The organism is Ulvibacter sp. 2305UL32-6, from assembly GCF_058148545.1.
In genome coordinates, this window is record NZ_JBYVKA010000001.1 from 408,368 (window position 1) to 420,104 (window position 11,737).

13 protein-coding genes are annotated in these 11,737 nt (G+C 38.7%); 4 read left to right on the top strand and 9 right to left on the bottom strand.

Annotation, left to right across the window (positions count from 1 at the left end; genetic code table 11):
• Positions 1–109 precede the first annotated feature (109 nt).
• Together ACY2RU_RS01975 and yihA are read left to right on the top strand one after the other, a co-directional pair.
• On the top strand, positions 110–874 hold the full coding sequence (locus ACY2RU_RS01975; RefSeq protein WP_490137461.1) for an alpha/beta fold hydrolase: 765 nt from the start codon (positions 110–112) through the stop codon (positions 872–874).
• A gap of 51 nt (positions 875–925) precedes the next feature.
• On the top strand, positions 926–1,540 hold the full coding sequence (gene yihA, locus ACY2RU_RS01980) for a ribosome biogenesis GTP-binding protein YihA/YsxC (RefSeq protein WP_490136725.1): 615 nt from the start codon (positions 926–928) through the stop codon (positions 1,538–1,540).
• A gap of 5 nt (positions 1,541–1,545) precedes the next feature.
• Here the strand turns inward: yihA and ACY2RU_RS01985 are convergent, their stop codons facing one another.
• Genes ACY2RU_RS01985 through gldB form a run of 3 tightly spaced genes read right to left on the bottom strand, consistent with a single transcriptional unit; the run spans position 1,546 to position 3,218 of the window.
• A complete protein-coding gene (locus tag ACY2RU_RS01985) occupies positions 1,546–1,917 on the bottom strand; it encodes a GTPase (protein ID WP_490136726.1) in 372 nt (123 codons plus the stop codon).
• Positions 1,918–2,256: a gliding motility protein GldC gene (gene gldC, locus ACY2RU_RS01990; RefSeq protein WP_490136727.1), complete on the bottom strand. Its 339-nt coding sequence runs from the start codon at positions 2,254–2,256 to the stop codon at positions 1,918–1,920.
• Positions 2,256–3,218: a gliding motility lipoprotein GldB gene (gene gldB / locus ACY2RU_RS01995; protein ID WP_490136728.1), complete on the bottom strand. Its 963-nt coding sequence runs from the start codon at positions 3,216–3,218 to the stop codon at positions 2,256–2,258. Before gldB ends, gldC begins: the two co-directional genes overlap by 1 nt.
• A gap of 148 nt (positions 3,219–3,366) precedes the next feature.
• Between gldB and nadE the strand changes: the two genes are divergently transcribed.
• Both nadE and ACY2RU_RS02005 read left to right on the top strand, forming a co-directional pair.
• Positions 3,367–4,158: an NAD(+) synthase gene (nadE, locus tag ACY2RU_RS02000; protein WP_490136729.1), complete on the top strand. Its 792-nt coding sequence runs from the start codon at positions 3,367–3,369 to the stop codon at positions 4,156–4,158.
• A 145-nt stretch (positions 4,159–4,303) separates the two neighbouring features.
• Positions 4,304–4,936 carry a response regulator gene (locus ACY2RU_RS02005; protein WP_490136730.1) on the top strand — a complete coding sequence of 211 codons (633 nt, stop codon included), beginning with the start codon at positions 4,304–4,306 and terminating at the stop codon, positions 4,934–4,936.
• Here ACY2RU_RS02005 and dnaG read toward each other — a convergent pair.
• From dnaG to rlmN, 6 genes are all read right to left on the bottom strand, one after another.
• Positions 4,933–6,891 (bottom strand): DNA primase, encoded by a 1,959-nt coding sequence (gene dnaG, locus ACY2RU_RS02010; protein ID WP_490136731.1) that lies wholly within the window; start codon positions 6,889–6,891, stop codon positions 4,933–4,935. The two genes, ACY2RU_RS02005 and dnaG, sit on opposite strands and share 4 nt — an antisense overlap.
• A 129-nt stretch (positions 6,892–7,020) precedes the next feature.
• A complete protein-coding gene (locus tag ACY2RU_RS02015; protein WP_490136732.1) occupies positions 7,021–8,061 on the bottom strand; it encodes a hypothetical protein in 1,041 nt (346 codons plus the stop codon).
• 83 nt (positions 8,062–8,144) lie between these two features.
• On the bottom strand, positions 8,145–8,945 hold the full coding sequence (locus ACY2RU_RS02020; protein ID WP_490136733.1) for a hypothetical protein: 801 nt from the start codon (positions 8,943–8,945) through the stop codon (positions 8,145–8,147).
• Positions 8,932–9,498: an RNA polymerase sigma factor gene (locus ACY2RU_RS02025; protein ID WP_490136734.1), complete on the bottom strand. Its 567-nt coding sequence runs from the start codon at positions 9,496–9,498 to the stop codon at positions 8,932–8,934. The genes ACY2RU_RS02020 and ACY2RU_RS02025 overlap by 14 nt, the downstream gene beginning before the upstream one ends.
• Positions 9,499–9,692: 194 nt before the next feature.
• Positions 9,693–10,670 carry a polyprenyl synthetase family protein gene (locus ACY2RU_RS02030; protein ID WP_490136735.1) on the bottom strand — a complete coding sequence of 326 codons (978 nt, stop codon included), beginning with the start codon at positions 10,668–10,670 and terminating at the stop codon, positions 9,693–9,695.
• 25 nt (positions 10,671–10,695) lie between these two features.
• The gene (rlmN, locus tag ACY2RU_RS02035) at positions 10,696–11,733 is read right to left on the bottom strand and encodes a dual-specificity RNA methyltransferase RlmN (protein ID WP_490137462.1); all 1,038 of its coding nucleotides are present in this window, start codon (positions 11,731–11,733) and stop codon (positions 10,696–10,698) included.
• Between the last annotated feature and the right edge of the window lie 4 nt (positions 11,734–11,737).

Consider the following 11,737-nt stretch of genomic DNA (forward strand, 5'->3'; position numbering starts at 1 on the left):
TACTATCTTGTCAACAAGACCAAATTTGAGTTAAAACAAGTGATAGAAATAGCTGAGTTGTTTCATGAAAAAAAGTGTATTTTTGTTTTCGGTAATTCTAACACCTGTAATGATTAATCAACTAAAGAAGGAAGGTAAATTCAGTTATCTCGAAATAGGCGAAGGCACACCTATCATCATTCTACATGGATTGATGGGAGGCTTAAGCAACTTTGACGGTGTCGCTAACTTTTTCCCTGAAAGAGGCTATAAAGTACTCATCCCAGAGCTGCCTATTTACAATATGCCGATCCTAAAAACCAACGTGAAAAACTTTGCGAAATACGTAAATGATTTCATCAATCATACGGGATATAAGGACGTTATTTTACTAGGAAATTCGCTGGGCGGTCACATTGGCTTGCTATGCACGAAACTTTATCCCGAAAAGATCAAAGCACTAGTAATAACGGGTAGTTCAGGCTTGTACGAAAGCGCCATGGGCGAGAGTTACCCCAAACGTGGAGATCGAGATTATATTCAAAAGAAAGCCGAGAACGTTTTTTACGATCCAAAGATCGCTACCAAAGAACTTGTTGATGAAGTCTACGATACGGTTAACGATCGAAATAAATTAATTCGAACTCTTGCAATTGCCAAAAGTGCAATTCGCCATAATATGGGTAAGGACCTACCAAACATGGATACTCCCACCTGTATTATTTGGGGTAAAGACGATAATGTTACACCACCTAAAGTGGCAGAGGAATTTCATGAAAAGCTACCTGATTCAGATTTATACTGGATCGAAAAATGCGGTCATGCAGCCATGATGGAACATCCAGACAAATTCAACGAATTACTTTACGCTTGGTTACAGAAACGAGATTTTTAGGCTTTAAAAGCGAAGATCTCCCTATATTTTTCTCACTAAAAGAATACGATTTTGAAAATTAAGTCGGCCGAATTTGTCATGAGCAACAGCGAAGTTGACAAATGCCCAAAAAATAAAATTCCAGAATACGCCTTTATTGGGCGTTCAAACGTTGGGAAATCGTCGCTCATCAATATGCTCATGGAGCGTAAAAGCCTTGCTAAAACGAGCGGTCGCCCTGGGAAAACTCAACTTATCAATCATTTTTTGATCAATCATGAATGGCATTTGGTCGATCTTCCAGGCTATGGTTACGCTAGAGTTTCAAAAAAAGCAAAAAAGACCTTTCAGAAATTTATCACCAACTATTTTGAAAAAAGACTGCAATTGGTTTTAGCCTTTGTTTTGGTTGACTGCCGGCACGAACCGCAACCGATCGATCTTGATTTTATGCAATATTTAGGAGAAAATCAAATTCCGTTTTCTATTATTTTTACGAAATCAGACAAGTTAAAGCCCAACGCTTTAAAACGCAATATTGAGGCCTACCAACAAAAAATGCTGGAGACTTGGGAAGAAATGCCACAATACTTTGTTACCTCTGCCAGCAATAGTGATGGGCGCGATGAAGTACTCAATTATATTGAAGAGATCAATAACGATCTAGCCAACAATACGGCGGAATAGGAATTTTACTTTAACTTTAGTTTTACTTGCCGAATAAATTCTGATAAATTTTCCATCTGTCCTATTTCTTCGGAATTCATAAAGATCTCGAGTTTGCCGTCTTCTTCAGAAAGGATCACAGGAAAATCATACTTCCGAAGCCACTTAGATCGATATTGTTTTAAAAATTCGTCTTTATGAAGAAAGACCATAGCCACTTCCGAAGTATTTCTAAAATGCTTCCACGCTTTTTTTTCAGCTAAAAACCCATATGTTAAAGCGCACAAGTCACACGCATAGGTTTGAGGTGAAACAACTTTATGAAGGGTGTCTCGCAAACCTGAAAACTGACCAGAATTGGCATTATAAATAAAAATGAGTCGTGTAGGCAAAGACACCTACTCTTGTTTTAGCTCTAGTTTTTCTGCAAAGTAATCACAGAAATCACGCATGGTAGCGCTCATTTTATCATCGTTGGTAGCACGTTCAAAGGTATCTGCCATAGCCGTGAGTGTTTGATGAAAAAATATTTTCATCTCGTCTAAGGGCATTTCTTTAGTCCAAAGATCAATACGTAGTGATTCTTTCGTTTTATGGTCCCAAACTGAAAGGAAGATAGCCTTCGCTTCTTCATTACTTACACCACCGTCTTCGGCTGTCCAGTGAAGTTTTTCAGGTACTTTGTTTTCGTCTAGTAATACGTCTATTGCTATTTTAGATTTGTGCTGTGTTGCCATTAGTTTTTCTTCGGTTTATAATTTGATCCTTTAAAAATGGTTTCGGCATCAGTGATCATCAATTGCTTTACACTTACTGGATTCTTTTCCATATAAGCTCGTACAATTTGCCATCCTAAATAACGCCCAACCATGCCTGGTGATTCGTTGTCTATTTCTAAGTAAAATTTTGAAAAGGGTGCTGGAACGATAAAGCGTGAAGGTAGCTTAGCATCGGTACTATACAATAGTTCACGTTCCACAAAATAGCGCCACATATACTCTTCGTTTTCTTTAGCCCAATTCATTTGCGCTTCAGTATACCCAATTTTTTCGGCATCGCTTGTTGTTGGCAACCAAAGATCTTTTAGATAAAGCTCTTTTCCGAAGTAAACCATCTGAGCTAAAAGCGTTCTGGAGCGCGGCCTAGTAATAAGCTGTCTGGCATATGCCTGTGCCACATCTTGCGGGAGCTGAGAAGCCTTTAGATTTGCTGCAATATAGCGCTGAATACCATCATAAAAAGGATGTTCGGCACCCAAATAGGTGTCAAGTGACAACACTAATAGAGTGTCTGCTACAATCGCTTTATTTTGATAATCTACATCACTTGTAGTTGTTACAACTGTTGGTGCCTTAAATTCGGGAAAATAATATTTAATATGCTGAAAAAGACCCAAAAGTTCTGTCTCCATTCCTTCTTCGGAAGGAAACTGAGCTGCCACTGCTCCGTCTAATTCTTGCTGTAGGGAGTCGGTCATCCTTCCTACCCAAATACTATCATGAAATTGTTTTGGAAAAAACAGCGGATACTTTGCCTTTAAGGATGCCAAATTTTCGGGTGATGCCTGCCCAAATTCACGGTCAAAACGCATGATCTTTACCTCCATAGGAATTTCAGCGATCTCACTTTCAATTTTACTATCGTTGTCACAAGCCAAAAGCATTGCGGCAAACACGATTAAAACAATTCTTTTTATCATACTAATTTTCAAAGCTGTTTAATGTAAAATGGTTTTACTAATTATCGGTTTTCACTTACATTTGTTGTGCAAAGGTACAGTTATCCTTTCTTTTTTAACACAATCAAAGCGCTGTTATTACACAGCAATAACCTTCAAACAGAACAGCATGCAAACCGAAAAAGTCACTCAACACATTGTAAATTGGTTAAAAGACTATGCAACTACGGCCAAAATGGATGGCTTCGTAATAGGCGTGAGTGGCGGAATTGATTCGGCAGTTACCTCAACTTTATGCGCTATGACAGGCTTGCGAACGCTTTGTGTTGAAATGCCCATTCATCAAGCAGTAAGTCAAGTGACCCGTGCACAAGACCATATTTCACAATTAAAAAAACGTTTTGCCAATGTAAGTGACGTACGTGTAGACCTTACACCAGTTTTTGAATCGTTCAAAACGGCGGCTCCCTTTACCGAAGATGACACCTATCTTGATCTTTCTCTTGCCAATACCCGCGCACGATTGCGAATGACAACCTTATATTATTTTGCAGGGCTTCATCGCTATTTGGTCTGCGGAACGGGTAACAAAGTGGAAGATTTTGGAGTTGGTTTCTATACCAAATACGGCGATGGCGGCGTTGATCTAAGCCCCATAGCAGATCTTATGAAAAGTGAAGTTTACAAAGTAGGTGCCTTTATTGATGTTCCTGACGAGATCATGAATGCTGCGCCCACAGATGGTCTTTTTGGTGACAGTCGAACGGATGAAGATCAAATTGGCGCCAGTTACGATGAACTAGAATGGGCTATGCATAAGAAAAATGAAGGAAGTCAAGCAAACGACTTTACCGGCAGAGAAAAAATTGTTTTTGAACTCTATTCGCTTTTAAATCGTGCCAATCAACATAAAATGAACCCAATACCGGTGTGTGAAATCCCTCTAAAACTAAAAGTTTAGGTGCTTTAACGAGTATTCTAGGATTTGGACGAAATTTCTCCTACAGCACCTTTCTTTTTTATAGTTTTGATTTGTAGTATTTATATTACAAAACCTCACAGTTTTATCAGGATGTACTTTCATCCTATGAATGAAATAACGAAGAATGAAGAAATTAGTCATTGCAGACCACCACCCTGTTACGCGCAAAGGCGTTGCTTGTATGTTAAAGAAGAACACTAATTTTTCTATTGTTGGAAAAGCAAGCAATAAAGAAGAATTATATGAAAGCCTTCGTAACGACAAGCCAGATATATTGATCATGGAAATAGATATGCCCAACATAAACGGCATAAATGCTCTTAGAAGTATAAAAACAGAATTTCCTGAAACAAGAGTGCTTATCTTTTCAACACATCCTGAAGAGATCTATGCGCTTCGCTCTATAAAGTCTGGAGCAGCAGGATATGTTCCAAAAACAGCATCAACCAAAATGTTCTTAAAAGCATTAAAACAAATTGCTAAAGGGGGTATTTTCTTAAACGAAGAATTGACTTCTACGTTTACCAGTAGAAATGTGGGCGAATCGAGTGCGATTAGTCGCTACAAAAAATTATCGTCAAGAGAAATAGAAGTACTTAATTTGTTGTCAAGTGGAAAACGCAATAAAGACATTGCAAACGCACTTGATATTAATGAAAAAACGGTAAGTACCTACAAAACGCGTCTATTGAAAAAACTAAAAGTGGATAACCTTGCCGATCTGATTCATCAGTCGCGCATGTTCCAATTTAGCTAAAGTACACGCCTTAGTTTTTCCGACAGCACCTTCTTTAAAGTTATATAGTCTACAATATTTTGTAGGCTATTTTCTTTTTCTGAAGAATCTAATGTCTTCATTGCGTCCGAAAGCTCACCAATTTTTTGAGAGACCAATTGACGCCGCAGGTTTAATATAGTTTCACTCACTACTTGAGAAACAGACACTTCTTTGGCTTTTACAAAGATCTCATTACGCTCCCAATCATGCAGCGTGTATCGTTCCTCATCCATTAAGATGTCGGTTACTGCTGAAGCTTTTTCCGGTTGAAGTTCATTGATAAAAGTGTCTAACTGAAACTGTTGTTCTTGATTCAGCTTTGTGATGATATCAAAATAAAGTGCTTTAAACGCTTCATTTGCAAACTCAATTTCGTCATCCTGAAGATCCAGGTAGATCTTCTCAAATACCTTCGAGGTTACGATCTCTGGCTTAAAAGCAATTTCACCAGCTTCATTGGTTTCTAATATTAGATCCTCAAATTCAACTTCCTTACTTCCATAGAGCAATAACAATTCGATGATCTTGCGCTCCAATTCAAACTGAACGTCAATCTTTTTCGTGGTTTCCTGTTGCTGCGGAACCACCTCCATAGGTTTTGTAGCCGAGGTCTTTTTTGTCGTTTCTCTTTGTTCTTTTTGAAGTATTTGCGCAAGTGTATTAAACAAAACTTGTTCGCTAATATCCATGATCCGTGAACACTCTTTGATATATACTTCACGTTTTATAACATCAGGTATTTTAGAAATACTCACCACCATATCACGTATGGTATCGGCTTTCTTAATAGGATCGTCTTTCGCTTCCGAAGCCAACAAAGAAGCTTTGAATGAAATAAAATCTTGCGATTGCTCTTCCAGATATAAGGTAAGATCTTCAAGCGAGTTATTACGCGCAAAACTATCTGGATCTTCACCCTGCGGAAATGTACAGATCTTTACATTCATCCCTTGTTCCAGAATAAGGTCAACACCGCGTAAAGAAGCACGAAGTCCGGCGGCATCTCCATCAAAAAGTACGGTTATATTTTGTGTAAGCCTATTGATCAATCGTATTTGATCTGGTGTAAGTGCTGTTCCTGATGAAGAAACCACGTTGTGGATCCCAGCCTGATACATTTGGATCACATCGGTGTAACCTTCTACTAAATAGCAATTGTCTTCCTTAGCAATGCTCTGCTTAGCTGTATAGATCCCGTAGAGTACTTTACTCTTATGGTAAATATCACTTTCGGGCGAATTAAGGTACTTCGCCGCTTTCTTATCGCTTGTCAAGATACGACCGCCAAAACCTAGTGTTCTGCCACTCATGCTCAAAATAGGAAACATGACCCTTCCTTTAAAACGATCGAACTGCTTTTCCTCTTTGACTATAGTAAGCCCGGTTTTTTCTAAAAATTCGAGCTTATATCCTTTTTTGATGGCTTCACTGGTAAATGCATCCCATTGGTCGGGTGAATAACCCAGTTCAAACTTTTTAATGGTCTCGTCAGTAAATCCGCGTTCTTTAAAGTAAGAAAGACCGATAGCTTTCCCCTGCTCGGTTTTCAGTAAAGTATTATGAAAATATGTTTTCGCATATTCACTAACCAAATACAAGCTTTCACGCTCGTCGGCCGCGGCCTTCTCTTCATTGCTCTGTTCGGTTTCCTCGATCTCAATACCGTACTTTTTTGCTAAGTATTTGATTGCTTCGGGATACGTAAAATGTTCGTGCTCCATTAAGAAAGCCACTACATTTCCTCCCTTTCCACTAGAGAAATCTTTCCAGATCTGTTTTACCGGAGAAACCATAAAGCTAGGGGTGCGTTCGTCAGAAAACGGACTCAACCCTTTAAAGTTACTTCCAGATTTTCGCAATTGCACAAAATCACCGATCACCTCTTCAACACGGGCGGTTTCAAATACATTATCTATGGTGGTTCTTGCTATCAAGGCTATAAATTCAGAAGAAAAAGATACACAAATATACTTATTTGAGATCGCTCTACAGACTTTGAAACAACATTCCATAAAAAAAGACCTTCCGAAGAAGGCCTTAAATAATTTACGGTAGTATCGCGCTTAATCCCAATCCCAACGAACTCCTAAAGAAACGTTTCTTTGCTCGATCGGATTGTCCTTAAACATCGTGTTTAAATCGTATTTAGCATAGAGCGAAATGTCGCTAAAGCCTATAAAACCACTAAGTCCGTAGACAAAATTATTGGTGTTATAACCCGCCTTCAACTTTTCTTTCACGTCTTCTCCATCATCACTGTACTTCAGCTTTTGCCGCGATCCTAAGTTAAAACCTGCGTATCCCCCCAAGCCTATGCGTAGTTGCTTATGAGTGCTGTATCTAAAATAATCCTCTTTTTCAATTTTCTTAGACGGACCAAACTCAAAATGTACTGGAAAAACTAAATTGTCCATTCTAAATTTCGACTTGTCCAACTTCACTGGAAATTCCTGCAATTCGGTTTGTGATCCCGTATCTACAAAGTAATTATTATCAATTGGTTTTAGACCGTTCCATTGAAATGAAACCCCATACATAAGACGTAACCAATTGCTTTCCTTAAACACACGCGTTTTCCATGTAAGACCCAATTCGGCAAAACGGCTGCCTCCTATTTTATAAGGAGAATCATCCAATGACTGCCCGTCAATGAGCGTATTGTTCAACCCTACAGCAAAGGTAAGATGGCTCGATGTTCTTCGATCATATTTTCGCTTGTGATCGCTGTCATTAAACGTAAAATTGACAATTTCACCTTTACTAAAGAGATTGATCTTAACACTGTCATCCTCATCTTCTTCTCCTCCATTTCGCTCACGCAAGGCTATTTTGTTATCAATGATCGCCAGTTTATTTTCAATATTTAAGGCGTGCTTTTCAGCAACTTCCATTTTAAGCTTGTCGGCTTCACCTTCGGTAATCGTTCCCGCCTCCAATTGATCATTAATGTTCTCTACGGCTCGTTTAAGCGCCTGTTTTTCGCTTTCAACAACAACTTGCCTGGCTTCTTCCAAACCTTGCTTTTGTTCAGTTTCTTGGGCATTCCCTAGGGCTACAGCGAGTGCCCACATGACTAGTGCAGTACAAAAAGTAATTGTTTTCATAATTTGTTTTTTTTGATTTTAACCCACACCCCATCCTCCTCAATAAAAGGAGGAAGGCGTAGATTAGATTGATGAATGATTATTTAATTATTCCGTTCTACCACGGCGGTTCTAATAGTCGAGAATCCATCTCCGAGTGCATAGAAAACTCTATCTCTAAAACTACGTTCCAGATCAAATTCAACATCCATTAGTAGCGCTGCAGCATCTACCTTGGTTGAATTTAGGATTCTTTCGGTCTGAATTTCTCGTTGTGCTTGTGCTAATAAAAGATCAATTTCTGTAGCTGTCACCGCACTATTCGCTTCCTGCATCGCCTTTACTCGCGCCACTACTTCATCTACTTTATTGGAAACCACCGCATCTTTCTTAAAAAGATCGTTGATCTGTATTTTGTCTTCTGGTTTTACCGTTTTATTTTCTTCGGAAACTTTAGCTATCGCAGTTTTTGCGTTTGCATTATTCTCTGTTATGTCTCTTTTCTGTTGTGCTAACCTTGAGTTTTGAACTTTTTTAGTCTTTTTAGGGACTTCGGACTCATCTTGTGATATTTCCGCGATCGTGCTATTCACAGTTGGAACTATCTCCTCTTGCTTAGGCGTTACGATCTCATTGTTGGTATCTTCTTCTTGAGGAAGCGTTGTTGGTTCTTCTATGACGATTTCCGTAGTTGTAACACCAGTCTTATCATTAAAGAACATCGAACCAATAACGAGCAACCCTACAAAACTGGCTGCAATCGCATACCAAAAAAATTTATTTGTTCCTTTATCTTGCTGCTTAGGCAACGTACTTTCCAGCTTATCCCAAGCCGTCTGGCTAGGAGCTAGCTCCCGCTCTTGCAGCTTTTCGCGAATATTATCTTCTAATTTAATGGGTGCCATAACTAATATTATTTTCTTTGATCATTTTACTCTGAAGCAATTTGCGTGCTTTAAACAACTGACTTTTAGATGTACTTTCACTGATATTTAGCAGCTCAGCGATCTCACTATGTTTGTAACCTTCCACCGCATACAACACAAAAACAGTTTTGTAACCGTCTGGCATGGCATCTATCAACTTTTGAATTTCCGCCACCTCAAGTTCTGTTTCAATATAGGCCACATGATCAATTGAGTTTTCAATTTCTGTCTCTGCCGTAAAACCAAGCTTCTTGTCCTTTCTAAGTTGTGTGATTGATTCATTAACCATGATCCTTCGAATCCAACCTTCAAAACTTCCTTGTCCGCTAAACGAATCTAAATGTGTAAAGACTTTCATAAATCCTATCAGCATTACCTCTTCAGCCATATCGTTACTCTTAAGATATTGCCTACACACACTCTTCATCTTAGGAGCGAACAATTCAAACAGCTCGTGTTGTGCTCTTCGCTGACCTTTCTTTGCCTTTTTTATAAGGACAGTGTAATTTTTATGTAGTGATACAACTTTCAAAATATGCTTTGCGTTTGCTTCTTATTTACTAGACGTTCAAATAAAACAAATAGTTGCCTGAAGGTAGATTTTTTTTTTGAGTGAAGAACTTAGGTGTTGAGAGCGTGATGTTGGGTGCGAGATGTTGGTCTTTTTTGGGGAAACCATTTTCTCATTAATTAGAGGATAGATCCTACTAATGATGAAATATAAAATTATTTCTTTCTGTCAATTACATAGTTCACCATTAATTCTAAGGAGTCTTTAAAAGGTGTTTTTGGATAAGACATTAAAAGTTGTAGTGCTTCCTGCTGGTAGGCTTTCATTTTGTCAATCGCGTATTCGAGTCCGCCGTTGCTCTTTACAAAATTGATGACTTCGCGCACGCGTTTGCTGTCTTTATTATGGTTTTTAACCGAATTGATCAACCATTTTTTATCTTTCGGAGTAGCTTGGTTGAGCACATGAATCAAGGGAAGCGTCATTTTTTGCTCTTTAATATCGATCCCCGTAGGCTTACCGATCTTGTCCTCTCCATAATCAAACAGGTCGTCTTTAATTTGAAAGGCCATTCCTATCAATTCTCCAAACTTACGCATGGTTTCTACTTCTTGTGCGCTGGCATTCACAGATTGGGCGCCCATAGCACAACAAGCTGCAATCAATGTGGCCGTTTTTTGCCGAATGATCTCAAAATAAACTTCTTCTGTGATATCAAGTTTTCTAGCTTTTTCAATTTGAAGTAGCTCCCCTTCGCTCATTTCCCGAACGGCTACCGAAATGATCTTTAAAAGATCAAAATCGTTATTATCAATAGAAAGCAGCAAGCCTTTACTCAATAGGAAGTCGCCCACCAATACCGCAATTTTATTTTTCCAAAGCGCATTAACACTAAAAAAGCCACGCCTTCGGTTACTATCATCAACCACGTCGTCGTGAACCAGAGTCGCGGTATGGATCAATTCAATGACAGAAGCACCCCGATACGTTCTATCGTTTACTTCGCCTTTATTGGTCATTTTTGCAATAAGGAACACAAACATAGGGCGCATTTGTTTTCCCTTTCGGTTTACAACATAATGTGTGATCTTATTCAGCAAAGAAACTTTAGAAGACATGGAAAGGGAAAATTTCTTTTCGAAAAGTTCCATTTCGTATTCGATAGGCAGCTTTATTTGTGAGACGATCTTCATCGGTTTTCAAGGATATACATTTGCGTTAACTCTTATTTGCGAGCTGTCCGCAGGCCGCATCAATATCTTTGCCTCTACTTCTTCTTACTGTCACAGGAATATGAGAGCGCTCTAAGGCTTGTATATAAGCATCGACCGCTTGATTGGGAGCTTGTTGAAACTGCCCATCATCAATAGGGTTATATTCAATAATATTAACCTTACAAGGCACATAATGACAAAATTGAACTAAAGCTTGAATATCTTCATCACCATCATTAATATCTTTCCAAACTACATATTCATAGGTAATACGACGCTCGGTTTTTTCATACCAATATTCCAATGATTCTTTAAGATCTACAAGTGTGAATGATTTAGCAAAAGGCATAATTTGCTCACGAGTTTCTTGAATTGCCGAGTGCAGCGATACCGCCAAATTGAACTTCACCTCGTCATCGGCTAGTTTCCGGATCATTTTAGGAACGCCCGAAGTTGAAAGAGTAATGCGTTTTGGAGACATGCCAAGGCCTTCTTCGGAAGTGATCTTATCAATACTTAATAGTACATTTTTATAATTCATTAATGGCTCACCCATACCCATAAATACAATATTGGATAATGGGCGGTTGTGATATAATCTACTCTCCCGATCTATCGCCACCACCTGATCATAGATCTCATCTGGATTGAGATTTCGCATACGCTTAAGTCTTGCCGTTGCACAGAATAGACAGTCTAAGCTGCAACCTACTTGTGAAGAAACGCAAGCTGTAGTTCTGCTTCCTGTAGGAATCAAAACCGATTCAACCACCAAACCATCATGTAATTTGACACCATTTTTAATGGTTCCGTCATTACTTTTTTGAATACTATCAACCTGAATATGGTTGATAACAAAATTTTCTTCTAGATGCTGGCGGGTCTCTTTCGAGATATTGGTCATATCCTCAAAACTATGCGTGCCTTTGCTCCAAAGCCATTCATATACCTGATTACCTCGGAAGGCTTTATCGCCTATACTGACAAAGAAGTCACGAAGTTCTTCTTTAGACAATGCTCTAATATCTTTCTTTTCTAAAATACTC

What these genes read in the sequence shown, in the direction of transcription:
- ACY2RU_RS02020 (WP_490136733.1), bottom strand. Translation starts at nt 8,945, where the DNA reads ATGGCACCCATTAAATTAGAAGATAATATTCGCGAAAAGCTGCAAGAG.
- gldC (WP_490136727.1), bottom strand. Translation starts at nt 2,256, where the DNA reads ATGGCAACACAGCACAAATCTAAAATAGCAATAGACGTATTACTAGAC.
- ACY2RU_RS01975 (WP_490137461.1), top strand. Translation starts at nt 110, where the DNA reads ATGATTAATCAACTAAAGAAGGAAGGTAAATTCAGTTATCTCGAAATA.
- ACY2RU_RS02015 (WP_490136732.1), bottom strand. Translation starts at nt 8,061, where the DNA reads ATGAAAACAATTACTTTTTGTACTGCACTAGTCATGTGGGCACTCGCT.
- ACY2RU_RS02030 (WP_490136735.1), bottom strand. Translation starts at nt 10,670, where the DNA reads ATGAAGATCGTCTCACAAATAAAGCTGCCTATCGAATACGAAATGGAA.
- ACY2RU_RS02005 (WP_490136730.1), top strand. Translation starts at nt 4,304, where the DNA reads ATGAAGAAATTAGTCATTGCAGACCACCACCCTGTTACGCGCAAAGGC.
- gldB (WP_490136728.1), bottom strand. Translation starts at nt 3,218, where the DNA reads ATGATAAAAAGAATTGTTTTAATCGTGTTTGCCGCAATGCTTTTGGCT.
- nadE (WP_490136729.1), top strand. Translation starts at nt 3,367, where the DNA reads ATGCAAACCGAAAAAGTCACTCAACACATTGTAAATTGGTTAAAAGAC.